Origin of the sequence: Nonomuraea turkmeniaca (genome assembly GCF_005889735.1) — a bacterium.
In the GTDB taxonomy this organism is placed as follows: Bacteria; Actinomycetota; Actinomycetes; order Streptosporangiales; family Streptosporangiaceae; genus Nonomuraea; species Nonomuraea turkmeniaca.
In genome coordinates, this window is record NZ_VCKY01000045.1 from 1 (window position 1) to 24,743 (window position 24,743).

At 72.5% G+C, this 24,743-nt stretch carries 20 protein-coding genes; 8 read left to right on the plus strand and 12 right to left on the minus strand.

Annotation, left to right across the window (positions count from 1 at the left end):
• A partial coding sequence (locus ETD86_RS15740) for a DNA glycosylase AlkZ-like family protein (protein WP_138666899.1) occupies nt 1-777 on the minus strand: 777 nt, incomplete at its 3' end.
• A gap of 133 nt (nt 778-910) precedes the next feature.
• On the opposite strand from ETD86_RS15740, the gene ETD86_RS56965 reads away from it, so the two are divergent.
• On the plus strand, nt 911-2,239 hold the full coding sequence (locus ETD86_RS56965) for a phenylacetate--CoA ligase family protein (RefSeq protein ID WP_211370070.1): 1,329 nt from the start codon (nt 911-913) through the stop codon (nt 2,237-2,239).
• Between the two features lie 54 nt (nt 2,240-2,293).
• Here ETD86_RS56965 and ETD86_RS15750 read toward each other — a convergent pair whose 3' ends face one another.
• The 5 genes from ETD86_RS15750 to ETD86_RS15770 all read right to left on the minus strand — a co-directional run bounded on the left by ETD86_RS15750 (nt 2,294) and on the right by ETD86_RS15770 (nt 9,287).
• Complete coding sequence (locus ETD86_RS15750) at nt 2,294-3,112, minus strand: nucleotidyltransferase domain-containing protein (RefSeq protein WP_138666900.1); 819 nt, start codon at nt 3,110-3,112, stop codon at nt 2,294-2,296.
• Nucleotides 3,113-3,147: 35 nt separating this feature from the next.
• Entirely contained in the window at nt 3,148-4,308 is a 1,161-nt protein-coding gene (locus ETD86_RS15755; protein ID WP_138666901.1) for a substrate-binding domain-containing protein, read from the minus strand.
• Nucleotides 4,305-5,336 (minus strand): ABC transporter permease, encoded by a 1,032-nt coding sequence (locus tag ETD86_RS15760; protein ID WP_138666902.1) that lies wholly within the window; start codon nt 5,334-5,336, stop codon nt 4,305-4,307. Before ETD86_RS15760 ends, ETD86_RS15755 begins: the two co-directional genes overlap by 4 nt.
• A complete protein-coding gene (locus tag ETD86_RS15765) occupies nt 5,330-6,877 on the minus strand; it encodes a sugar ABC transporter ATP-binding protein (RefSeq protein WP_211370071.1) in 1,548 nt (515 codons plus the stop codon). The genes ETD86_RS15760 and ETD86_RS15765 overlap by 7 nt, the downstream gene beginning before the upstream one ends.
• Nucleotides 6,878-6,986: 109 nt before the next feature.
• Nucleotides 6,987-9,287, minus strand: coding sequence for an ATP-binding protein (locus ETD86_RS15770; RefSeq protein WP_138666903.1), 2,301 nt, complete (start codon nt 9,285-9,287; stop codon nt 6,987-6,989).
• A 223-nt stretch (nt 9,288-9,510) separates the two neighbouring features.
• On the opposite strand from ETD86_RS15770, the gene ETD86_RS15775 reads away from it, so the two are divergent.
• From ETD86_RS15775 to ETD86_RS15785, 3 genes are all read left to right on the plus strand, one after another.
• Entirely contained in the window at nt 9,511-10,743 is a 1,233-nt protein-coding gene (locus tag ETD86_RS15775) for an RNA polymerase sigma factor (protein WP_211370072.1), read from the plus strand.
• A 16-nt stretch (nt 10,744-10,759) separates the two neighbouring features.
• Nucleotides 10,760-10,972 (plus strand): hypothetical protein, encoded by a 213-nt coding sequence (locus tag ETD86_RS15780; protein ID WP_246147927.1) that lies wholly within the window; start codon nt 10,760-10,762, stop codon nt 10,970-10,972.
• 127 nt (nt 10,973-11,099) lie between these two features.
• The gene (locus ETD86_RS15785) at nt 11,100-11,582 is read left to right on the plus strand and encodes a metallophosphoesterase family protein (RefSeq protein WP_138666905.1); all 483 of its coding nucleotides are present in this window, start codon (nt 11,100-11,102) and stop codon (nt 11,580-11,582) included.
• Here the strand turns inward: ETD86_RS15785 and ETD86_RS15790 are convergent.
• A complete protein-coding gene (locus ETD86_RS15790; RefSeq protein ID WP_138666906.1) occupies nt 11,575-12,609 on the minus strand; it encodes an ABC transporter substrate-binding protein in 1,035 nt (344 codons plus the stop codon). The genes ETD86_RS15785 and ETD86_RS15790 overlap by 8 nt on opposite strands.
• 276 nt (nt 12,610-12,885) lie before the next feature.
• Here ETD86_RS15790 and ETD86_RS15795 point away from each other — a divergent pair, with 276 nt between their 5' ends.
• Nucleotides 12,886-14,172 (plus strand): FAD-binding oxidoreductase, encoded by a 1,287-nt coding sequence (locus ETD86_RS15795; RefSeq protein WP_138666907.1) that lies wholly within the window; start codon nt 12,886-12,888, stop codon nt 14,170-14,172.
• Nucleotides 14,173-14,208: 36 nt separating this feature from the next.
• On the opposite strand, the gene ETD86_RS15800 is transcribed toward ETD86_RS15795, so the two are convergent.
• Nucleotides 14,209-15,081 carry a lysophospholipid acyltransferase family protein gene (locus ETD86_RS15800; protein WP_170223102.1) on the minus strand — a complete coding sequence of 291 codons (873 nt, stop codon included), beginning with the start codon at nt 15,079-15,081 and terminating at the stop codon, nt 14,209-14,211.
• Entirely contained in the window at nt 15,078-15,815 is a 738-nt protein-coding gene (locus ETD86_RS15805) for a GNAT family N-acetyltransferase (RefSeq protein ID WP_138666909.1), read from the minus strand. Before ETD86_RS15805 ends, ETD86_RS15800 begins: the two co-directional genes overlap by 4 nt.
• A 381-nt stretch (nt 15,816-16,196) precedes the next feature.
• Between ETD86_RS15805 and fusA the strand changes: the two genes are divergently transcribed.
• Nucleotides 16,197-18,215 carry an elongation factor G gene (gene fusA, locus ETD86_RS15810; protein ID WP_138666910.1) on the plus strand — a complete coding sequence of 673 codons (2,019 nt, stop codon included), beginning with the start codon at nt 16,197-16,199 and terminating at the stop codon, nt 18,213-18,215.
• 78 nt (nt 18,216-18,293) lie between these two features.
• Here fusA and ETD86_RS15815 read toward each other — a convergent pair whose 3' ends face one another.
• From ETD86_RS15815 to ETD86_RS15820, 3 genes are all read right to left on the minus strand, one after another.
• On the minus strand, nt 18,294-20,867 hold the full coding sequence (locus ETD86_RS15815; protein WP_138666911.1) for a M14 family zinc carboxypeptidase: 2,574 nt from the start codon (nt 20,865-20,867) through the stop codon (nt 18,294-18,296).
• A gap of 93 nt (nt 20,868-20,960) precedes the next feature.
• Entirely contained in the window at nt 20,961-21,107 is a 147-nt protein-coding gene (locus ETD86_RS55140) for a hypothetical protein (protein ID WP_170223103.1), read from the minus strand.
• Nucleotides 21,104-22,036 carry a hypothetical protein gene (locus ETD86_RS15820; protein WP_138666912.1) on the minus strand — a complete coding sequence of 311 codons (933 nt, stop codon included), beginning with the start codon at nt 22,034-22,036 and terminating at the stop codon, nt 21,104-21,106. The genes ETD86_RS55140 and ETD86_RS15820 overlap by 4 nt, the downstream gene beginning before the upstream one ends.
• Nucleotides 22,037-22,077: 41 nt before the next feature.
• Between ETD86_RS15820 and ETD86_RS15825 the strand changes: the two genes are divergently transcribed.
• Together ETD86_RS15825 and ETD86_RS15830 are read left to right on the plus strand one after the other, a co-directional pair.
• Nucleotides 22,078-22,275, plus strand: a complete 198-nt coding sequence (locus ETD86_RS15825; RefSeq protein ID WP_211370073.1) for a DeoR family transcriptional regulator — start codon at nt 22,078-22,080, stop codon at nt 22,273-22,275.
• A 132-nt stretch (nt 22,276-22,407) separates the two neighbouring features.
• Complete coding sequence (locus ETD86_RS15830; RefSeq protein WP_170223104.1) at nt 22,408-24,732, plus strand: rhamnogalacturonan lyase; 2,325 nt, start codon at nt 22,408-22,410, stop codon at nt 24,730-24,732.
• The last annotated feature ends 11 nt before the right edge of the window (nt 24,733-24,743 follow it).

A 24,743-nucleotide genomic window follows, 5' to 3' on the forward strand; every position in this document is an offset into this window, starting at 1 on the left:
ATCCGGCCGGGCGGCGACCGGGCGCTGGTGCTGGCCCACACCGGGACCGACTTCCGGCGGCACGGGATCGAAGGCGTACAGGTCAGCTACCTGCGCGAACTGGTCGGGCGTGGCCGGCCCGTACGCCGTCAGATAGGTCCTGATCAGGCCGCCGAGCCCGTCGGCGACCGGCCCAGGGGCGGGCACGGCGACGGGCGGGGCGGTGTAGGTGACCTTGCGCCCCCTCGGGGGACCGAACACGACCGCGCCCCGATGCCCGGCCAGCGCCATCGCCTGCCGCCACCGCGGCCACATGACCTGGAACGCGGGCATGACCAGGTCCCCGGCCCACGGCCCGGTGGCGGCCACGACCGCGTCGCTCAGCTCGTCGATCGTCATCTCGACACCGGCGAGCACCTCGCGAATGGCCTCCACCACCTGGTCGGTCTGCTCGGAGGTCATCCGCACGCCGGGAGGAAACGTGTTGTACCCGGACGGCGCCGACGACAGCGCGCTCACCCACATCGGCAGGTCGCCGGCGGGCAGCAGGTGCACGGTGCCGCGCGGCCCGAACGTCTTGACCACGCTGCGCTCACGCCACAACGCCTCGCGCACGTGCGCGCGGGTGGCGCCGTCCAGCCGCAGGGCGACGGACGCCTCGCCGGCCGACATCACCTGGGCGTGCGCCCCGCACATGGCCGCCACGACCTGCGCCGGGGCCGTCTCGGTCAAGGGCGCGGCCAGCCCGGCCCGCTCCAGCCGCCGCGCGCTCACCTGCGGCCAGGACACTTCGATCATCACGTCCTCCTCCGTCCGTCATGCTCACGGTAGAGGCCAATGCGGAAGATTCCATGCCGCAATCAACGGCGTCCGATGCGTGGTAAGTATCCGTAAAGCGATCATCAATGCGGAATCACTAGTCTCACGCCCTATGACCCGCCTCAGTCCCGGCCTCGGGCCGCTCACCCCCCGCCAGCGCTGGCGCCGGGTCAGGCTCCAGGCCTACTCCTGGGCCCTGACCGGCGCCTATCGGCTCGGCGCGATGCATCCGGCCGTCTGGCGGCTGGTGGCCCGTGGCTACCATCCCGTGCTGGACCGGGTCGCCGCCAGGCATGCCAGAGTGGCCTGTCAGTTCGCCGCCGTGGACGTGCCGGCGTACCGCGACTTCCTGCGGGCGAACGGCGCCGAGCACTCCAGGCGGCTGGCGGACTTCCCGGAGACCACCAAGCACAACTACGCCGGCGTCTACGACGAGCAGAGCCGCTGCCAGGAGGGCCGGCTCCACCGGGCGGGCGTGATCGTGGACGAGTCGTCGGGGTCGAGCGGCAAGCCGTACAACTGGGTACGCGGGCCGCGCGAGCTCAAGGGCATCTACCGCAACGCCGCCGGCTACATCGAACTGGTCTTCCCCGGCGAACGGCTGTTCGTGATCAACGCGTACTCGATGGGCGCGTGGGCCACCGGCACCACCACGGGCGCCGCCATGGCCCGCATCGCGATGGTCAAGAACACCGGCCCCGACCTGGAGAAGATCGCCGACACGCTGGAGCACTTCGGGCCCGGCTACGACTACGTGGTGGCCGCGTACCCGCCGTTCCTCAAGCACCTGCGTGACCGCCTCGACGAGGCGGGCTTCCCATGGGGCGACTACCGCATCCGCGGCATGGTCGGCGGCGAGTACCACCCGGGGCGGCTGCCCGGCGAGGTGGCCGACGGGCTCGGCGGGATGCGCCGGGTGGCCTGCCGGGACCTGGCGGATCTGCTGCACGCGGCTGACCTGCACCAGTTCGGGGACCGGGAGGTGACGCGGGAGCTGCGTGCCTGGCTGCGCCTGACCCGGTGGCACCGCCGCTACCTGCTGGACGGCCTCAGCGACCGGGCGCTGGCGCTCAGCCGGTTCGAGGCGCTCGCGCTGCGTGCCTCCCTCGCCCTCTACCCGGCGCTGCGCCCGCTCGGCCTGCCCCGCCTGCTGGCCGGGGCGTCGCGCGGGCTGCTCGACTACGACGGGGACGTGCTGGTGCTGGTCGGGGCGGCCGGGGACGAGGTGGAACAGGGCCGCGTGCTCATGCGGCACTGGCTGACCTTGTCCGGCCTCGGCTACACCACGCATCCGCTGAGCCAGATCATCGACTGCGGTCCCACGCGGGACGAGCTGGCGCGGCGGCTGGAGGTGGACGATCCCACGTCGCTGCTCCACGTGGCCCGCGTCGGCCGGCCGAAGGCGCCTGCCGCGCCGTCGGCCCGGGTGAAGGATTCGTAGCGGCCGGACGACCAGCGAACGGGCCGCTTCCCGTGGGAGGACAAGAACGCGACGTCATGAGCCGCAGGCGGCCCGTGCCTCCGCGATGAGCCGGACCGCGTCGTCGACGGTGCGGCCGATCTCCTCCGGCGTCCGCCCGACCGCACCGAGCAGCGCCTGCGCCCGCTCGCCGAACCCGCTGGGCGCCGACGGCAGCCGATCCGCTGACGCCACCATGCCCTTCTCGTTGATCAGCCAGGCGCCGTCGTTCGCGTGCAGCGCGTGGCAGGCGACCCCGATCGCGCGGAACAACGCCCCCGCCGTGTACGCCGGGTCGCAGCCGACGGCCCCGTATCTGGCCGTCGCGAGAGCGAAGTCCGCCTCCCACAGCCTTCCGATCAACGCCTCTCGCAGCGCCGGCGGATACTCCGCGGCCTCTTCCCGCAACGCGGCCAGTTCCCCGCCCGGATCGGCGAGCACCCGGCAGAGCGCCGCCTCCCCCGCGTACGCGTGGGAGTAGAAGCCCAGCGGATGGCCGACCTGGACGCCGATCTCGACCCGGCCCTCCCGGCAGTCCCGCCAGATCCGGTGGACCCGGTCGAGGTCGCGGTAGATCCAGTCCACCCGCCACCCGGCCACGGTCAGCCACCCGCCGCCGTCCACCCACGGGCCCCATCCCCCCGGCTCGGTCACGTCGGTGGGCTCGCCCGTCACCTCCCGTGCCAGCGCCCGCAACGCCACCACGTCGGGCCGCTCCCGGTAGTAGAGGCCCAGGTCGATGTCCGAGTCCGGCCGGTGCGTGCCCCGCGCCCGGCTGCCGCCGAGCACCACGGCCACCACTCCGTGCACCTCGACCAGCCGGTCGGCGAGAGCGCGAAGATCCTCATCCTGCATGGAACGAAGCCTAGAGGCCGCGGGCGCCGGCTCCGCTAGCCCTGCCAGATACGCCGGTAGGCCTCGCGGTAGCCGCGCGGCTCCCATGAGGTCGTGTCACCCACGTTCCCGATCGTGGTCAGGTGCACCGGGGCCACGTACCCGCTGGGCGGCTGTCCGGCGAACGCCCGGTTGAGCTCGTCGATGATCTGGCTGCCCTGAGCGCTCAGCGGCTCGGGGACGGTCGCCTGCTGGAACCGCCGGTCGCGGATGCGCTCGAACGCCGAAGGATCGCCGTCCCCCGCGCCGATGGAGTAGGGAGGCCCGTCGCCTTTCCGGCCGGCGGCGCGCAGTGCCGGGGCGGCGTCGGCGAAGTAGACGTCGTTGATGGCGACCGAGTGCGTCCACCGCTCGCCGAATCGGGACAGCAGCGAGGGCACCACCACCGGCATGCGGCTGCCGGTGTCGGGGAGCGGGATGTTCTCGTACCCGAGCAGCTTGACGCCGGAGCAGCTCAGCAGGGTCTTCCTGATCAGCTGGGACTTGTTCTCCGCGAACGGGATCGAGGAGTCGGTGAAGATCACGACTCCGGCGTCGCCACCGGACCTGGCGATGATCCAGTACGCGCTGATCCGCGCGACGTCCTCCACCCGGCTGGTCACGTTGGTGAAGAGCTTGGGGTTCGCACTGGGGCCAGGGACCCGGAGCGCGTGCCAGCCGACGAGCGGAATGCCGGCGTCGGCGGCCTGCTCGACCTGCTGAGCCACGGAGCTCGGGTCGAACCCGCCGATGACGATCCCGGACGGCCGCAGGGCGATCGCCTGGCCCAAGGCCGACCGTATCCCGGCCGGAGTGCCCTGGCCGTCGATCACGCGGACGCCCCATCCTATGGTTCGCGCGGCCTCGCGTACCCCGTTGGCGGTGCCGGCCACGCCGGGGTTCGTCATGCTCGAGGCGACGAAGACCACGTTCTTGCCGGGGACCGCGCGCGGCCCGGTCGTGGGGCCGTCCCACGGAGTGTCCATCGCTTCCGCCTGGGCGACCGCACGCGCGGCCGTGTCCGCCACGTCGGGGCACGCGCCGGCCGGCCGGTCGCGGGCGGGCGCGCCGTCCGGCGCGGGACCGCGCGAGCAGCCCCCGGCCGCCGCACCGGCCACCACGGCGGCCAGCACGAGTGCGGTCGCGCCGTGCCGGAAGCCGCTGCGGGTGACGTTCATGTCTGCTCCTCGTTCGGGGCTTCTCGCTCGGGGGCGGGGCGGGCGCGCGTCCGGCGGCGTGCGGAGTAGCCGGCCAATCCGACCGCGATGAGCAAGGTGATCCCGTCGAACAGAGGTGTCACCCAGAAGTCCGCCCCCATTTGGCTGATGCCCGACAGGCCGATGGCCAGGACGGCGACGGCGACGACGGTCCCCCAGGGGTTGGCCCTCCCGGGTTTGATCGTGGTGGAGCCGAGCAGGGCGGCGACGAACGCCGGCAGCAGGTGGTCCAGCCCGACGCTCGGGTTGCCGATCTGCTGCTGGGCGGCGAGCAGGATCCCCGCGAAGCCGGTCACCAGGCCGGAGCCCGCGAAGGCGAGGATGACGTACCGGCGGACGGGGATCCCGACGAGTTCCGCGGCCCGCGGGTTCGAGCCGATGACGTAGAGGTAGCGGCCCAGCGCGAGACGCTCCAGCACGATCCAGAGCACGGCGGTCAGGACGAGGACGTAGAACGCGGCTACCGGCAGGTTGAGGATCCTCGATTCGTACAGGCCGGTGAGACCGGCGGGCAGGCCTTGCGGGCCGGCGACGATCCGGGCGCCGCCGGTCACCCAGCCCGTCACGGCGTACATGACGCTGCCGGTGCCCAGCGTCGCGATGAAGGAGTCGATGCGCGCGAACTCCACCAGGAATCCGTTGATCATGCCGACGGCGACCCCGCCGGCGAGGACGGCCAGGCAGGCCTCGTGCCACGGCCGGCCGGCGTTGACGACCAGGTGCAGCGTCATGACGTGGCCCAGGCCGAGGCCGTACCCGATGGACAGGTCGAAGTTGCCCGTGACGATGGGGATCATCGCACCCTGCGCCAGGATCGCGATGATCGAATAGGCGGAGATGATCGCCGTCAGGTTGGCCATCGTGGGGAACGTGTCCGGCAGGGCCAGCGCGAACACGACGAACAGGACAAGGGCCAGCGCCGGCAGCCCGTAGCCGCCGATGAAATGTCCGGCGGCGAGCCGCCGCCGGACGACCTCGCTGGTCAGCAACGGTCCGCCCGGCGGCCGGCGGGCGGAGCCGTGGCCGCGCGGGTGAGGGCGGCGACGGTGAGGGCGTCACCGCTGAGCTCGGCGGTGACCGCCCCGCGCACGAACACGAGCGCGCGGTCGCACATGTTCACGACCTCCTCGAAGTCCGCGGAGACGAGCAGGGCGGCCAGCCCGGTCGCCAGCGCCTCGCCGAGCAGCCGGTGGATCTCGGCCTTGGCGCCGACGTCGACGCCGGCCGTGGGCTCCTCGAGGATCAGCAGACGGCGGCGGGCGCCGAGCCAGCGCGCGATCAGGATCTTCTGCTGGTTCCCGCCCGACAGGGCGGCGAACGGCGCCTCGGTGTCGGCGGGGCTGACCCGCAGCCGCGTGATGACCGCCGCCGTCTCGGCGCGCTCCCGCCGCGCTCCCAGCGGGCTCAGCGGCGACCGGCCGCGCGTCGCGGGGTTGGCCAGCAGGTTCTCCCGTACGGTCAGCTCTCCGGCGGCCTCCTCCTGCCGGTCGCCGCTCACGAGACCGACGCCCGCGCCGACGGCGGCCGGCACCGAACCCGGCCGGTACGGCCGCCCGGCCAGGTGCACGCCACCCGACACGGCGGGACAGGCGCCGGCCAGCGCGCGTCCGATGTCCACGTGCCCGGCGCCCGCGAGTCCGACCAGGCCGAGCACCTCGCCGGCGCGCAGGTCGAATCCGACCGGTCCCGCCTGCCCGGCACGCACGCCGGCCACGCGCAGCAGGACCTCTCCCGGTCTGCGGACCCGGTGCCGGTGAACGCTGCCCTCCCGGCCGACGATGTCGCGGACGAGATCGGCCGGCCGGCGGCCGGCGAGCGGTCCCCGGCTGACGACGCGTCCGTCGCGAAGGACTGCGACGCTGCCGGCGATGCGGTAGACCTCGTCGATCCGGTGGGTCACGTACAGGATGCCGTGGCCGCGGTCACGGAGCGTACGCAGCACGTCGAACAGGACGACGCAGTCGGCGGCGGGCAGGGCCGCGGTCGGCTCGTCGAACACGAGGATGGTCGCGTCCGTGGCCAGCGCGCGGGCGATGGCCACGAGCGACCGCTCCGCGCGCGTCAGCTGCGCGATCCGCAGGGCAGGGTCGAGGTGGGCGGCGATGGTCCGGAGGGCGTCCGCGCCGCGGCGCCGCACCGCGCGCCAGGATATGAGGCCGCCGCGCCGGGCGTATCCCGCGCCGAGGGCGATGTTCTCCGCGATGCTCATCCAGTCCACGAGGCCGAGATCCTGGTGGATGAACGCCATGTGGCCGGACGCGGCCTGGCTGCCCAGGAGATGACCGGCCACCACGACCTCTCCCCCGTCTGCGTGATGGATACCGGCCAAGATCTTGATCAGCGTCGATTTGCCGGCCCCGTTCGCGCCGAGCAGGGCGAGGATGTCGCCGCCGTGAAGGTCGAGATCCACTCCTCGCAGCGCGTGGACGCCGCCGAAGTGCTTGCGGAGTCCCCGGATCCGGACGAGCGGATCGGGGCCGGCCGCCGGTCCCGGACTGACCGGACGGTGATTCGAGATGTCGTTGTGCACAGCTGTCTCCGCGGGACTTCACCACCCGGCGGACAGGCCCTCGAGCTCGCCGAATATGCCGTTTCATGGTACAGAACCCATGGTCAAAAGCTTCGTTGCGCGCCCGGGTTCACTCTTGATCGGGCCGGCGCGCGTCCCAGGTTTTGACGATCTGCGACCGGGACGTGAAGTTCAGCTTGCGGAGGATGTTCTCGACATGGCACTCCGCGGTGCGTTGCGCGATGACCAGGGTCTCCGCGATCTGTTTGTTGCTCAATCCTTTCGCGACGTATTCGGCGATCTCCCGCTCCCTGCGGGTGAGGACGGATGTCACATCGGGGCCGGCCTGGCGTGCCGGACTCTCGTCCAGCGCAAGGGCGGCGGCCTGGTCGAGGGTCAGCGCCGACCCGCGGTCGAAGGCCGCCTGGAACCGCTCTTCTCTCAGGCGCTGCCGGAGGGCGGACGCGCACCGGTCGTGAGCGCCGGCCAGGTGCCCGAGCCCGGACAGGGAGGTCCCGATCGACCTCCAGAGCACCTGCGCGGCGCCCAGCATCTGGGCGGCCTGCTCGTCCCGCTTGTCGTCCGCCAGGATCCAGGCCAATCCCTCGATGCACTGGGCCAGGCCCAGATGGTCGTTGCAGCGCAGCTTCAGCCGCACGGCGTCGCGCATCAGGGGCACGGCCTCTCGCAGAGCGCCCCGCCGCCACCGCTCGAGAGCCGTGACCCACTGCCCGTAGGAGACCGACCACTCGGCGTTCGCGCCCCTGGCCGCCTCCAGCACCTCCGCGCAGAGCTGCGCGGAACGCGGATCGTCCATGAGGACGGCGGTCACGGCCAGCTGGAAGAGCACGACCCACTCATGTCCCCGATTGCCCAGGGCGCGGCGCCGGTCCAGGGCCTCTTCCAGCAGCGCGTACGCTCGGGCGAAGTCCGCGGCCAACAAGGCGGCGAACCCGGTGATGTGGACGGCGCCGGCCAGCTGGGCCTCGTCGCCGAGCCGCGCCGCCAGCGTGCGGCACTCCTCCAGCAGCGGCTCAGCGGCCTCGGGGTCGCCGCGGAGCAGCACGAGCCACGCGTCGACCCACAGGGCCTTGGCCCGGATCGCGTCGGCGTCGGTCTCCCTGGCGAGCGCCTGCTCCAGCCAGTGGTGTCCCTCGCTCGGCGAGCTCCACGACAGCCGGTGACTCCACATCGCGGCGGCGATCTCGAGAGCGCCCCAGGCCTCACCGGGCTCGCTGAGGCAGAACTCCAGCGCCGCCCGGACGTTGCCCTGCTCCCGGGCGAGGCGGCCGAGCCAGTCCATCTGATGGTCGCCGAACCATTCCGCCTCGGCCCGCACCGCCAGGCCGCGGCACCAGTCGCGATGCCGCAGCCGCAGGGCCTTGTCCTCGCCGGAGGCGACCAGGCGTTCCCGTCCGTACTGGCACAGCGTGTCCAGCATGTCGAAACGGATGTCGGTGCCTTGGCCGCGGCGCAGCACGATCGACTTGCCCACCAACTGAGCCAGCAGGTCCGGCACGCTCTCGCGGGCGATGCCGTCCTCCGAGCACACCTGCTCGACCGCCTCCAGGTCACAGCCGCCGCAGAAGACCGACAACCGTCCCCACATCGCCTGCTCCTCATCGGAGCACAGCTCGTAACTCCAGTCCAGCAGCGCCCGCAGCGTCTTCTGTCGCGGTGCTGCGGTGGTGGGCCCGGTCGTCAGCAGCCGGAAACGGTCGTCGAGGCGCTGGAGGATCTGCTCCGCGGAGAGGATCAGTATGCGCGCCGCCGCGAGCTCGATGGCCAGGGGGATGCCGTCCAGCCTCCGGCACAGCCGCGCCACCACCAGAACGTTCGCGTCGTTGACCGTGAACTCGGGCACGACGGACCTGGCACGGTCCTCGAACAGCCGGACCGCCTCGTTGTGCAGGACGTCCTCCATAGATGCCTCGGCCGGTTCCGGCACTGTGAACGGCGCGACGTGGAGGAGTTGCTCGCCCGCGACGTGCAGTGCCTGCCGGCTGGTGGCCAGGATGCTCAGCCCAGGGGCCAGGGACAGCAGGTCGCCGGCCAGCGTGGCGCACTGGCCGAGCAGGTGCTCGCAGTTGTCCAGCACGACCAGCGTCTTCTTGTCGTGCAGGTACTCGGCCAGTGACGTCCTGTCCGTATGAGGGGACCCGACAGCGGCGGCGACCGTTTCGGCGAGCAGGTCTCCGGCGCCCAGCGGCGCCAGGTCGATCAGCCAGACCCCGTCCTGGAAGTCCCGTGCCGCCTCCGCGGCGATCCGCAGCGCCAGCCGTGTCTTGCCCACCCCGCCCACGCCGATGAGGGTGAGCATGCGGCCGGCGGAGAGCGCGCGTTTGCCCTCCGCCAGTTCGCGCCGGCGACCGACGAAGCTGGTGAGCTCGAATGGCAGGTTCCCGCTGCGCGGTCGCGTTGTCGCCCTCATAGCACCACCGCTACCCCTGCCGGGCAATGCCAGGACAGGGGGGACGCAAACCCTGCTCGTGTCACGGGCGCGCCGGTCACGTGCGGCCAAACGCACGTCCACGGCATGTCCTCTGGCCGCGCCTCTACCATGTGCTTGTGACATGCATGCTGATGATCCACGCCGGCGCCGCGTCGCAGCAGGCCGCGGCGGCACGGCCGGTCATCGATGAGGTGTAGTGACCGTGGGTGACGTCGAGGGCTTGCTGCGCGAGCTGGCGCCACAGGTCCTGGGCGTGCTCGTCCGCCGCTACGAGCAGTTCGACACCTGCGAGGACGCCGTGCAGGAGGCGCTGCTCGACGCGGCCGTGCAGTGGCCGGAGCAGGGCCTGCCGGACCGTCCGCGGGCGTGGCTGATCACCGTGGCCTCGCGTCGGCTCGTCGATCACATGCGCAGCGAGCACGCGCGGCGGCGGCGGGAGGAGAGCGTGGCGGTCAGCGTGCCCGCCGACGCGTTCGTGGCGGCGGCGCCGGGTGAGGAGCGGCCCGGCGACCAGGATGACACGTTGACGCTGCTGTTCCTGTGCTGCCATCCGGCGTTGTCGCAGCCGTCGCAGCTGGCGCTCACGCTGCGGGCGGTGGGCGGGTTGACGACGGCGCAGATCGCCAGCGCGTTCCTGGTGCCCGAGGCGACGATGGCGCAGCGGATCAGCCGGGCCAAGCAGCGCATCAAATCCACCGGCGTGCCGTTCGCGATGCCGCCGGAGGCCGAGCGGGCCGACCGGCTACGTGTGGTACTGCACGTGCTGTACCTGATCTTCAATGAGGGGTACACCGCCACTTCCGGGCCCGAGCTGCATCGGACGGAGCTGACCAGCGAGGCGATCAGGCTCGCCAGGTCCGTACGGCGGCTGCTGCCCGATGACGGGGAGGTGGCCGGGCTGCTGGCGCTCATGCTGCTGACCGAGGCGCGGCGGCCGGCGCGGACCGGGCCGGACGGGGGGCTGATCCCGCTGGCCGAGCAGGACCGGAGCATGTGGGACCGGCGGCTCATCGACGAGGGCGTCGAGCTGGTGACCAAGGCGTTGTCGACGACCGCGCTGGGGCCGTACCAGGTGCAGGCGGCCATCGCGGCGGTGCACGACGAGGCGGCGACGGCGGAGGAGACGGACTGGCCGCAGATCCTCGCGTTGTACGGGGTGCTGTCCGGTCTGGACGACAACCCGGTCGTCAAGCTCAACCACGCGGTGGCCGTGGCCATGGTGCGCGGCCCGCGGGCCGGGCTCGACCTGCTCGACCGCCTGGCGGCCGACGAGCGGATGACGCGGCACCACCGGCTGGCCGCGGTACGCGCCCACCTGCTGGAGATGGCGGGCGACGTGGCGGCGGCGGTGGCCGCTTACGAGGAGGCGGCCCGGCTGACGACCAGCCTGCCGGAGCGGCGCTACCTCGAATACCGAGCAACCCGCCTGTCTTGACCATGCCCGGCCGAAGGTGCACTACCACCTGCGGACGCTGGAGCGGCACGGCCTGGTCGAGCTGGGGCTGCTGGCGCTGGCCGCGCAGCTCGTACGGGACGTCGGCGCCCTCATCACCGGGGCCGCGAACGCGCAGAAGCGGGTGGCGACGCTCGCGATCGACAGCGAGGTGCGCTTCGCGTCGGCGGCCGACCGGGCGACGTTCGCCGAGGAGCTGCGAACTGCGTGACGTCACTGGTCAGCAAATATCACGACGAGAGCGCATCGCAGCCCATCTGCTGCAAGGGTGACGACCAGGGCCCGGTGTGGCGGGACTGGCTTGGAGAGCCTGCACGCGGACGGGGCATGAGGAGGGTATGAAGGTCGTCGCGCTGTCCGACACCCACGCGCCCCGGCGCTGGCACTCGTGCCCGCCCAGGGTGGCCGAGCACCTGCGGGACGCGGACGTCATCCTGCACGCGGGAGACGTCTGCGTCGCCTCGGTGCTGGCGGAGCTGGCCGCGTACGCGCCGGTTCACGTGGTGAAGGGCAACAACGACGGCCCTGACGTGGACGCGCCCGAGACGCTGGAGCTGACCCTGGACGGGCTGCGGGTCGGCATGATCCACGACAGCGGCCCGGCCAACGGCCGGCTGGCCCGCCTGCGGCGCCGGTTCCCTGCGGCGGACCTGGTGGTGTTCGGGCACTCGCACATCCCGCTCGACGAGTCGGGCGGGGGCCTGCGGATCTTCAACCCGGGCTCCCCCACGGACCGCCGCCGTCAGCCGCACGGCACGCTCGGCCTGCTCACCATCGAGGACGGCGTGCTGACCCGGGCCGAGATCGTGCCCGTCACTTGACGACGTCGTCGCGGGCCTTGTCCAGGTTGGCCTTGAGCTCCTCCATGACCTGGGCGTACCCGAGGTAGCTGTAGCGCTCGGCCGCGCGCCACGGGTAGAGCTGCCCCGCCTTGACAGCGGGCAGCTTGGCCCAGGTCGGCTTCTTGGCCATCTCCTCGATCTTCATCGACGCGGCGCGGGCGTCCACGAGGATGGCATCGGCCTGGTACTTGTCGGCGTTCTCCCAGCTCACAAGCTCCCAGAAGCCGCCCTCCGAGGGCTTGGGCGGGTAGACCACGTTCAGGCCCAGCTGGTCGCCCCAGTACGTGATGTCGGGATGGTCGGGCAGGTAGGCGACGTACAGGCCGTCGGGCGTCCCCGCGACGATCATGATCTTCAGGTCGGGCCTGGCCGCGGCGAGCGCCTTGAGCGCGGCGCCGGCGGCATCGAAGCGGTTCTTGGCCTCGACCACGGAGGCCGCCTTCTGGTCCGCGCCGAGCGCGGCGGCCAGTTCGCCGTACTTCTCGATGATCTCCACCAGTGGCCTGCCGCTGAGCTGCACGCCCACGGAGGGCGCGACCTGGTCGACCGCCTCGGTGAGTTCCTTCGGGACGTACCAGAGGGAGTTCTTCTCGTACATGCCCGCCACCATCAGGTCGGGCTGCAGCGAGGCGTACTTCTCGACGTTGAACTCGCCGAAGGCGTTCCCGACCGACTCCACCTTCGTGATGTCGACCTCACCGACCGCGCGGTCACGGCTGCCGTCCTTGAGCCTGTGCGGTCCGAACAGCGCCACGGGCCGCAAACCGAAGTCCCACAGCGCGGCCGCCGAGTCGAACTGGGCGACGACGCGCTGCGGCCGGTGCGGGAGCGAGATGTTCTTGCCGCGGTCGTCGGTCCACGTCCAGGGGCCCTGTTCCCCGGCGGAGGCCGCTGCCGGCGTGGCCGGTCCGGCAGGCGGGGAGGACGTTCCGCCGCAGGCGCCGACTCCTAGCACGGCGAGGGCGCCGAGGGCGGCGGCAAGGGTGCGTCGCGGGACGATGGCCATGGATTCTCCTCATCGCGGGGTTTGCCCTTATGGACGGAATATTAGATTAGCCTTACCTAACTCAATAGATCGGGTGGGGTGGCGAACCAGCGGCGTACACGCCCGCGCCGCTCGTACGCCCGATGGCGTAGCCCGACGGCGACGGCCGGCGGATTCGTTCCTCCGCCGACGGCAAGATCCTGGAGTCCTTAAGGGGGTGCGGTAAGGCCACTGGAACAGGACCGTAAGCGCCCTCCAGCACAGTGATCACAGATCACCGCAGAGAAGGGCAGAAAGATGAGCCGGCCGTACACCGCCACCCTCCAGGACGAGATCACCCTCCCAGGCTTCACCGGCCCCGTGCACCTGCCGGGCCAGGACGAATACGACGAGCTGCGCCGCTCGCTCAACCCCACGGTCGACGCCCGCCCGGCCCTGGTGGCCGAGGCGTACGGGGTGGCGGACGTGCGCGCGGCGCTGCTCGCGGCGCGGGCGCGCAGGCTGCCGTTCGCGGTGCAGGCGACCGGGCACGGCACGCATGCCGCGTGCGACGGCGGCGTGCTGGTCAGGACGTCCCCGATGGCGTCGGTGCTGGTGGACCCCGTCCGCCGGACCGCGCGGGTGGGGCCGGGCGCACGCTGGAGCGCGGTGCTGGCCGCGGCCGCCCCGTTCGGCCTGGCGCCGCTGTCGGGGTCGGCTCCGTCGGTCGGCGTCACCGGGTACACGCTGGGCGGCGGCCTCGGCTGGCTGGGGCGCAAGCACGGGTTCGCCGCCGACAGCGTGGTACGGGCCGAGGTGCTGCTGGCCGACGGCAGGCACGTCACGGCGAGCGCGACCAGCCATCCCGAGCTGTTCTGGGCGCTGCGCGGGGGCGGCGGCGGGTTCGGCGTGGTGACCTCGCTGGAGTTCCGGCTCTACCCGGTCTCGCAGGTGTACGCCGGGTTCGCGTACTTCCCGATCGAGGCGGCGGCCGGCCTCCTGCACGCGTACCGGAGCTGGATCGACGACGCTCCCGACGAGATCAGCACCGCGGTCGTGCTCAGGCGCATGCCCGCCGACGGGCCGCTGCCCGGACGGCACGTGGCGATGCTGAAGGTCATGCACGCCGGCGAGGCCGCCGAGGCCAGGCGGCTGCTGGCCCCGCTGTGGCAGGCCGCGGGTCCGGCGCTGCTGGACGAGACCCGGACGATCTCGTACGCGGACGCGGCGATGGGCGGCACCCCGAACCGGCACATGGACATGTTCGACACCGTCCCCGGCGAGGTCGCCGACATCCTGGTGCGCGCCGCCGAGCAGGCGCAGACCGTGGAGATCCGGCACTGGGGCGGCGCGATGGGCCGCCCCGGCCCGGACGCCGGCCCGGTCAGCCACCGCGGCACCAAGTTGTCGGTCATCGTGGACACGCGGGTGCCCGGCCTGGCCGAGGAGCTGCGGCCGTACGCCAACGGCGGTACGTTCCTCAACTTCCTGTCCGACCCGGGGCGGACGGCGGCCGCCTACAGCGCGGCGGACTACCGGCGGCTGCGGGACGTCAAGCGGGCCTACGACCCGGACGGCTTCTTCCGCATCGGCCACGTGGTCTGACCGGCAATCGCCTCCGTAGCTCGCGCGGCGGCGCCCCTACCCCCGGCCCGCCAGGGACGGCGCCCCCAGGACGGGCCGGAGCGGGTGGGTGTCCTCCAGGACGTTCGCGCGGACCCGGGCCTCGGCGAGGCCGGCCAGCGCGGCCCGGGTGTGGAGCGGCCCGGCGGGCGCGGGACGTACCGGGGCGAGGAGCGTCACCTCGACGGCGAGCCCCCGGGTCGCGGCCACCCGCAGCATCGAGGCCAGCAACGAGTCGTCGCCGACGAAGCAGGCGCGGGTGGAGGTCGCCGCGCCCTCGCGGTACCGCAGCGTCGCCGGGACCACCGTGGCGCCGGCGTCGATCGCGGCCTGGAAGACGGCGGGACGGAACCTGCCCATCCCGCGCCCGCACCAGGTGGTGCCCTCGGGGAAGGCGACCACGGTGTCGCCCGCCCGCAGCGCGCCCGCGATCGCGCCGACGGTCGCCGGCAGCGCGTACAGCCGCTCCCTGTCGATGAACAGCGCGCCCGAGCCCGCCACCAGCCGCCCGATGACCGGCCATCCGGCGATCTCGTGTTTGGCGAGGGGTCGCGACGGGATGGTGGCGGCGAGGACCAGCGGGTCCAGCCACGAGGTGTGGTTGGCCACGACGAGCCCCCGCGCGTCCGGCCCGCACGCGGCGACCTCGATCCTGACGCCGAGCGACCGGAGCAGCAGCCTCGCCCACGCCCGTGTGACGCCCGCCCGCAGGCCGGCGCGGGCCCGGCAGGTGGCGAGGGACACCGGCACGCCGGTGAGGATCACCAGCAGCGCCGCCGTCAGCCGCGCGAGCCGGCGCAGCGGCCCGGCGGCGGCGGCCGGGCCGTGCACGCAGGCGGCGGGCGTGCACGGGCCGAGCGGCCGCCAGGGGCTGGGCGGGACGGAGTTCACCGTGCCGCTCCCACGGCGGCCTCGCCCAGGAAGTAGCGCAGGTAGCGCTGGTTGACGCGGGCCATGGACAGCAGCAGGAAGAAGTCGGCGGTGCCGAAGTCCCGGTCGTGCGCGGGCGCCCCGCACACCCAGGACCCCAGCCGCAGGTAGCCGCGCAGGAGGGCGGGCGGCACGAACCGGTCGGCGCGTTCCGTGGCCCGGCGATCCGGGCGCCAGGGGTCGCGCGGCATGACCCGGTACTCCTCCGGCCCGAGCGGCACCCGTTCGGCGACCGCCGCCGCGACCGTGCCCTGGTCGTCGAGGGGCACCGAGCAGCAGCCGGCCAGCCACTGGTGGCCGCCGTCCACCATGTACCGCGCGATGCCCGCCCACATCAGCGCCATCACCGCGCCGTCCCGGTGGCCTGGGTGCACGCAGGTGCGGCCGGCCTCGACGAGGCCCTTCCTGATCGGGGCGAGGTTGCGGAGATCGAACTCGGTGTCGGAGTAGAGCCGGTCCGCACGTCCCGGCGGCAGCAGCCGGTACGTGCCGACGACCTCGTCACCGTCGCGGACGATGAGGTGGTCGCAGTAGGCGTCGAACCGGTCGGCGTCGAGGCCGGAGACGGGGCTGTCCAGCCGCGCCCCCATCTCGCCGGCGAAGACCTCGTACCTCAGCCGTTGCGCGGCCCGCAGGTCGGCCGGGCTGGTGGCCATGCCGACCGTGTACCGACCGGTGTCAAGAGAGATCGTCATGGGCGGGCGTCCTTCCCTGAAAGGGTCTCGCGCCTATGTCGACATGCGGAAATGACGGCGGCGTCGCCCCCCGGGGGCAGGCAGGCGTCCTCGCGGTGAACCTCGGGGCGAAAACCTGTTTCGGGCGTCGCGCCGCGTTCACTACACTCGACCCGCCATGATCGACGAGAGGAAGGAGCCGGCCGTGCGTCACCGCACCGCTGCCGCCGTTCCCTCGTCGCGGTACGAGGTGATTCTGGTGTCTTCGTCGCTCCGGTGCCGGCTGCGCGGCCGTCACCGGACGCCCTGACGAGGACTTTTCCGAGGGGCTTTCCCCTGCCCGGGTGCCGGGCCGGGGCATCGCGCTGACCTTTTCACCCACGTACCGAAGGGCCATCGGCCATGCGCGCTCGTATCACCAGTTCCCTGACGGCTGTCCGCAACCTGGGCATCCTCGCCCACGTCGACGCCGGCAAGACCACCGTCACCGAGCGGATCCTGTACCTGACCGGCGCGACCTACAAGCGGGGCGAGGTCCATGACGGGACGACCGTCACCGACTTCGACTCCCAGGAGCGCGACCGCGGCATCACGATCTTCGCGGCGGCGGTGAGCTGCGTCTGGGACGGGCACCGGATCAACCTCATCGACACGCCTGGCCACGTCGACTTCTCGGACGAGGTGGAGCGGTCGCTGCGGGTGCTCGACGGGGCTGTCGCCGTTTTCGACGGCGTGGCCGGCGTCGAGCCGCAGAGCGAGTCGGTGTGGCGGCGGGCCGACCGGCACGGGGTGCCGCGCATCGCGTTCGTCAACAAGCTGGACCGGGCCGGCGCCGACCTCGACACGGCGGTCGCGTCGATCCGCGCGCGGCTGCACCCGGCGCCGCTCGTGGTGCAGCTGCCGATCGGCCGCGAGGACGGCTTCACCGGCGTCGTGGACCTGGTGCGGATGCGGTCCCTGGTATGGGCCGGGGGCGGCGCTGTCGAGGAGGGTCCGGTGCCCGGTGAGTTGCTGGAGGAGGCCGGGCGGCGGCGCAGGCTGCTGGAGGAGGCGGTGGCCGAGCTGCATGCGGGCGCGCTGGAGGAGTTCTGCGCGGAGCCGGCGATCTCCGAGCGGACTCTGGCGGGCGCGCTGCGGGAGCTGACGCTCAGCGGTGCGGGGCTGGTCGTGTTGTGCGGGGCGGCGTACCGCGATCGCGGGATCGAGCCGTTGCTCGACGCCGTGGTGGCGTACCTGCCGTCGCCGCTGGACCTGCCGGCGGCGCCTGCCGCCGACCCCACGGTGCCCGCCGCCGACCCGGAGGGGTCGCTGGCGGCGCTGGTGTTCAAGGTGAGCACGACGGCGACCGGGCGGCTGACGTACCTGCGGATCTACTCGGGAACGATGCGGAAGGGGGACACGGTGCTGGACGCGGGCGCGGGCCGGGCCGAGCGGATCAGCCGCATCCTGCGGGTGCAGGCCGACCGGCACACCGAGGTGGACCGGGCGGTGGCCGGGGACATCGTCGCGGTCGCCGGGCCGAAGGCCGCCCGCGCCGGCGCGACGTTGTGCGCGCCCGGGTCGCCGCTGGTCCTGGAGCCGCCGGGCGCGACGGATCCGGTGGTGTCCGTGGCGGTCGAGGCCCGCAGGAGCACCGACGCCGATCGGCTGGGCGCGGCGCTGGCCCGGCTGGCCGAGGAGGACCCGTCACTGCGGGTGCGGTCCGACACCGAAACCGGCCAGACGCTGCTGTCCGGCATGGGCGAGCTGCACCTGGAGGTGGCGGTGGAGAAGCTCCGCCGCGACCACGGCCTCGACGTCGCCGTCGGCCGGCCGCAGGTGGCCTACCGGGAGACGGTGGTCGGCGGGGTGTCGGGACTGCTGTACCGGCACGTCAAGCAGGACGGCGGCGCGGGCCAGTTCGCGCACGTCGTGCTCGACGTGGAGCCGCTGGCCGGTGCGGGCTTCGAGTTCCGCTCGACCGTGACCGGCGGGCGGGTGCCGCGCGAGTACGTGCGGGCGGTGGAGACCGGCTGCCGGGACGCGCTGGCCGCGGGACCGCTCGGCGGGCATCCGGTGACCGGGCTGCGGGTCACGCTGACCGACGGCGCCACCCATGTGAAGGACTCGTCCGAACTGGCCTTCCGCACGGCGGGCCGGCTGGCGCTGCGCGAGGCGCTGCGGGCCTGCCGGATGGCGTTGCTGGAGCCGGTGGCCGAGGTCACGGTGACGGTGCCGGACGACGCCGCCGGCGGGGTGCTGGGCGACCTGGCGGCGCGGCGCGGCCGCGTCTCCGGGTCCACGAGCCGGTCCGGCACGGTGGTGATCACGGCGATGGTGCCGCTGGCCGAGGTGTTCGGGTACGCGACCCGGCTCCGTAGCCGCACCCAGGGCCGGGGCACGTTCACCACCCGGCCGGGCGGGTACGCCCCGGCCCCGTGACCCCCAGGGGCCGTGACACCGAGGGCCGCCCAGCCCTCGGTGTCACGGCCCTCGTAGTCCGGCAGGAGCGTGACCGCGTCAGGGCATGGTGACGGGCGCGCCCGTGACCGCGGCCGACCAGTACAGCGCCCTCGCCACCTGCGGGAACAGGCCCTTCGGGTGGTTGCGGAACATCGGCTCGGTGCCGAACAGCACGACGGCCGCGCCCCGCTCGTCCCGGCCGCTGACCACGGCGGCCTGGCCCCTGGCCGCGTCCGGGCCGCCGGTGCCGTCGGCGTTCGGCCGCCAGTGGCCGGACACGAGCGGGCCGTCGGCGGCGTACGACTGCTCGACCGTGACCCCGGCCCCGAGCGCGGTGAACCAGCGTGGCGAGTACACGAACGAGTGGTCCGGCGATCCACCGGCGACGGGCCCGGCCGACGAGGTCACGCGTACCACGCCGTTGGCGTCGCCGCGGCCGGCCACCGCGGTCGCCGTGAGCAGTCCCGCCGCGGCGTTGAAGTTCGTGCCCGTGCCGCCTCGGGTGATCACGCCGCCGGTGGCGAGGAAGGCGTCCAGCGCCGTACGGGCCACCGGGTTGAGTGCCGTGTAGCTGAGCCCGCTGGAGACGTACAGGACGTCGGTCCCGCTCCAGTCGAAGCCCGCGTTGAGCACTGCCGTGGAGACCGGGGTGACGGGGAAGCCCAACTCGCGCAGTGTGAACAGTTCGTCGGCGGAGGCGGCCGCGGCGATGCGCACCGGCGACAGCGGCGTGCCGGTGGCCGTGCCGGCCGGGGCGAAGGCCACGCCGTAGCGGTCGGACACGGTCACGGCGGCCGGGCGGGCGCCGGCGGGCACGATCGCCCTGCCGTCGTTCGTCCAGGTCACGGCCACGCCCTGGGCGAGCAGGTCGTTGAGCGCCAGGACCTCCTTGCCGTCGGTCACCTTCAGCGCGAGCGGCCCCGGGGCACGCGGGACGGATCCGGTGGGCGCGGCGGCCTTGACCGGCTCGGACGAGACGTGCAGCGGGCCGGAGGCGACGCTGTCCACGGTGGCACCCCAGAGCAGGCCGTGGCTCCATCCGGAAATGTCGTACATCGCATCGACTCTCGGGGAGATGTCCTCGCCCGGCTCCAGCATGACGTTGGCCATCCCGCGCTTGGGCTGGCGCATGTCCACGATGTAGGACCCGGCGGGGTACGTCGTGCCGTTCAGCCGGAACGGACGCTTGGCCCGCTCGACCCGCACGTCGTTCGCGATCAGATGGTCGACCAGGCGGGCGGCCGCGGTGGCCGAGCGCTGTCCGGTGATGACGTACGCGCGGGGGAAGGTGGTGGTGTAGACGTCCTCCGGGCCGAAGCCGGGCACGATGCCGAGCGGCACCACCTTGGACGGCTCGCCGGCCGCGCCCCGCCTGAACACCTCGATCTGGTCGGCGATCAGCGCGTCGTGCTTGGACTGCACGAAGCCGTACGTGGCCCGGATCGCGGCGGCGGCCACGTCGGTGTTGATCGCGGAGCGGCGGCGCAGCTCCTCGGCAGGCAGGTTGGTGTAGTCGGCGCCGTTGACCCGGAGCGGGATCTCCACGGTGTGCGCGGCGACCGTGCCCTGGAAGGGGGCGTACTGCGGGGTGAAGATCGGCGGCCAGTCGTCCCAGCCCTCGGCCGAGTCCCGGAACGGGATCTGCACCGGCTCCACGCCGTCCTTCTCCGGCGTGTAGCCCAGCCCGTTGACCGCGGCCTCCATGCCGAGCCCGTTGGCGTAGGTGTTGGTGATGAACAGGTCGTACTCGTAGTTGGCGCCGTGTGGCGGCGTGGTGGGCTCGATGAGCGTGCCGTTGACGTAGCCGTGCAGGTCGATCATGGCAACCGGCTGGGTGTCGATCATCACCTGGCGCATGGCCCGGACCTCGGGCTGGGAGGCGGTGACGAAGTCGCGGTTGAGGTCGAAGCCGGCGCCGTTCTGGCGGACGCCGTTGACGCGGCCGTCGGGGTTGGCGGTGATGTTGAAGTACAGCCTGGTGCGTTTCATGAGGTCCGCGACCTGCGGGTCGGTGCTGGTCGCCAGCTGCTCGAGGGTGCGCAGCGCGGCGTCGGTGCCCTCCCACTCGTTGCCGTGGATGTTGGCGTTGACGTAGATCGGCGCCTTGTACCTGGCGGCCAGCTTGCGGTCGCGGGCGGCGCCGGCCGGGTCGTTCTCGATGCGGTCGCGGATCCGGCTCTGCTCGCGGGCCTCGGCGCGGCTCTCGGGGGCGGTGAGGGTCACGAGGTAGAGGTCGCGGCCCTGGTGGCTGCGGCCGATGATCTCGACGCTGACGCGGTCGCTGCGCCGCTGCAGGTCGTTCAGCTTGGGCGCGATGCCGTGGTACGGCACGAGGCCCAGCTTGATGGAGGCGTCGGCGGCGTTCTCGGCGGGGATCGGCAGCTGGGTCTGCCTGGGGTACCCGCGGTCCATGGACAGCCCGTACGACTCGGTCGTCTCCGGGGCCCGGCGGAGCGTCTCGGCCCGCTGCCCTTCGCCTGTCCCGGCCGCCACCTCGTTCCGCTCGGGGCCGTTGCCGAAGTCGCGTACGGCGGGGTGTGGTGGCTCGGCGGGCTCGGCTGTCGCCGACCCTGGAGGGACGAGGAGCGCGGCCGAGACGGCGATGCTCAGGAAAGCAATGGATAAGCGCACAAAAGCCTCCACGATTTCAGAAGTGCGGTCTCTTCGTAAGTTTTGCGGCAAAACCACACAAGACGCCGTGATCAGAGCGACGCGCAATCCATGTCATTCTGTGTCACCGGCGAGCCGGGCGATGCCTGAGCGAGGCGAGGAGATACGCAGGATCGGCAGCTCCACCAGCGGACGGGCCCGCTCGGCCGCCTCACCGATGGAGGAACAGGTGACCAGCATCGCGATCTTCGAGGCGCTCATCGGGCGCTCCACGGGCGGGCGTACTCGTCGACGATCTCGGCCAGACGCCGGAGCCTGGGCACGGCGCGAGCGCGAAGCGCGGCAGCGAGCCCACTGGAGCCGCTGCCGACGAGGTCGCTCCAGATGGCGCGCCCGGCGAGCATCCCGGACGCACCCGCGCGGCAGGCGGCCCGCACCGCGGCCGGGAAGTCGTCGCGGTCCACGCCCTGCGAGAGCACGACCCACGGGACGGGGATCACCTCGTCGAGCTTGGCACACTCGTCGACCAGCCGCTCCTCAGGCGCGGCGCCGCCGAGCGGGACCTGAGCCTTGTACAGGCTGGGCCGCAGCCCGGCCAGCTCGGCGGCGGCCTCCCTGATCGCGGCGGGCCCGTCGAAGGCGGCCGGGCCCGCGGTCTCCCCGGAGCCGGGACCCGCGGTGGCGGTCGGTTTCGCCACGCCTTCGAGCACGGACAGCAGCCCCGCCTCGGCGCACCGCCGGACGAACGCGGCCGCGATGTCCAGGCGGCGCCGCCGATGCTCGTCGTCGCGCCAGATGAGCAGCAGCTTGGCGGCGACGGCGCCGGCCCGCCGGGCGGCGGCCAGGTCGACGCGCTCGTCGATCGAGGTGTCCTCGACGGGCCCGTCAGAGCTCTGCTGGAGGCTGTCAACGGCGATGATCAGTCCGCCGGGGATGAGGCCCTCGGCCGCCACCCGGTCGAAGCCGTAGTCCTGGTCGATCAGGAACCCCGAGGCGTGCGGCCCGACCTCCCGGGCCACCGCCAGCTTGAACGCGGTCAGCGTGTCGTCGCCGGCCCGCTCGCCGGTGGCGGCGGCGAACATCTGCCTGAGGCTCTCACGCTGGTCCATCGCCACCATGGCGAACCCGCCGGACGGCCGGGCCAGCAGGTCGAGCGTGGGGGTCGCGGGTCCGGTCCTGGGCGTGGTCATGTGAACTCCGATCTGCGGGCCGAAGCGAGGAAGCGCTCGCAGTGGGGACGTGGCGATGGCGAGCGCGGTTCTGCGGACCGCACAACGCCATGGTGTCACTCGCCACCGCCGACCCGGTCACCCCGCTGGGTGTCACCCCCACCACCGTGCGGCGGGACCTGTGCAGACCGGCCGCCGACGGCCTGGTCAGGGCGGTGCACGGCGGCGCCCGCGTGGAGCTCGCACCTCCCACGCAATAGGCCATTCAATTCACTGCAACTCGTGCATTAATTTCGCGAAATTGCCGCTGAAATTAATCCTTGACAAACCTCACAACCGGCCAATAATCTCCGGGGGATTTTATCGATTTAATGCGCCAGGAGCCCTGTGCCATGAGACCCCCCAGCGGCATCCGCCGCATCCTCGTCACCGCCTTGGCCGCCCTGCTCGCCACACCGCTGGCCGCGGCCCCGGCCGCCGCCGACTCCGCAGGCGGGCACGGCGCGGGCGTCCGGCTCGAGCATCTCGACCGGGGCCTGGTGGCCGCCTCCACCAGCCAGGGAGTGTTCCTCAGCTGGCGGCTGCTCGGCGATGAGGTGACCGGCGCCGGCGCCACCGGCATGGAGGGCGCCGACTTCCGCGTCTACCGCGACGGCCGTCCGATCGCGACGGTGACCGACAGCACCAATTACCTCGACACCGCCGGCACCGGCTCGGCCGAGTACCGCGTCGCCCCCATCGTCAAGGGCCGGGAGGGCCGCCGCAGCGCCGCGGCCACGCCCTGGCTTAAATCGTTTTATGATCTTCAGCTGAAGAAACCGGCCGACGGAGTGTCCCCGGCCGGTGAGGCGTACACGTACTCGGCCAACGACCTGAGCGTCGGCGACGTGGACGGCGACGGCCAATACGAATACGTCGTGAAATGGGACCCGTCGAACTCCAAGGACGTCTCCCAGCGCGGCTACACCGGCAACACCTACCTGGACACGTACGAGCTGGACGGCACCCTGCGCTGGCGGCTCGACCTGGGCGTCAACATCCGCTCGGGCGCCCACTACACGCAGTTCCTGGTCTACGACTTCGACGGCGACGGCCGCTCGGAGATGATGCTCAAGACCGCCCCCGGCTCGAAGATGATCCGCTACGGACGTGACGGCGAGATCGTCTCCGAGCGGTACGTCACGATGCCGGAGCAGGACGTCAAGAGCGGCTACTCGCACGCCGACGACTACCGCAAGAGCGCGGCGGACTACTTCGACCACGTGGTCGGCATGTTCGAGAAGTGGCACGAGCACCCCGAGGTGGTGGCCGGGCGCTGGCCGGCGACGCTGGAGCAGGCCTTCGGCATCGCCGCGAAGCACCAGTACCCGCTGTCGCACGAGGCCGCCGTCGACCTGGCCACGTACTTCGTGGACGTCTACGCTCCGAGCCGCAGCGGCAACAACCGCCTGCGGGAGTTCGCCGGGTTCGTCATCACCGGCCCCGAGTATCTGTCGGTGCTGGACGGCGCCACCGGCAAGGAGCTGCAGACCATTCACTACAAGCCGGGCCGCGGCGACGACGGCCTGCTGTGGGGCGACTACGCGATGGGCCGCATCGAGCCGGGCAACCGGGTCGACCGGTTCCTGTCCGCCGTCGCCTACCTGGACGGCAAGCGGCCCTCGGCGGTGTTCGCCCGCGGCTACTACACCCGCACCACGCTGGTCGCCTACGACTGGAACGGCAGGAAGCTCAAGGAGGTCTGGTACGTCGACAGCGGCCACGCGCCGATGGCGAACCCGTTCAACGCCTCGCCCCACGGCGTGCCCGGCAGCAACCCCGAATACGCCGACCTCACCACCCAGGGCTTCCACTCGATGAGCGTGGCCGACGTGGACGCCGACGGGCGGCAGGAGATCGTGTACGGGGCCGCGACCATCGACGACGACGGCGACCTGCTGTACTCGTCGTTCGCCGAGGGCCCGCCGCAGAGCAACGTGCCCGGGCAGAACGTGCGGCTCGGCCACGGCGACGCCATGCACGTCGGCGACCTCGACCCCGGCCATCCGGGCCTGGAGATCTGGACCGTGCACGAGGGCGGCGCGTGGGCCCCGTACGGATGGGCGATGCGTGACGCCGCCACCGGAAAGGTGCTGTTCGGCGGCTACAGCGGCCGGGACACCGGGCGCGGCATGGTCGGCGACATCGACCCCGCCATCCGCGGCCTGGAGGCATGGTCGTCGATGCCGCCCAACCAGGAGATCCAGGCGGGCCTGTGGTCGGCGCGCGGCGAGCACCTGGGCCGGACCACCCCCGGCACGAACATGAGCATCCGCTGGGCGGCCGACATGACCACCCAGCTGATCAACGGCACCGCCACCACCGTGCTCCAGACGCCGACGATCGACGACTGGAAGCGCGGCACGGTGCTCACCGCTGAGGGCACACTGACCAACAACTGGACGAAGGGCAACCCGGGTCTGGTGGCCGACGTGTTCGGAGACTGGCGGGAGGAGATGCTGACGCGTACGGCCGACAGCTCGGCGATCCGGATCTTCCTCAGCACGGAGGTCACGGACCGCAAGCTGTACACGCTGATGCACGACCCGCAGTACCGCGTGGAGGTGGCACGGCAGCAGACCGGCTACAACCAGCCGGCGTACCCGAGCTTCTACCTGGGCTCGGACCTCGACTGGTCGCGGGTGCCCGTGCCGCGCTTCCGGACCCCCCAGGGCTGAGCCCCCGCGAG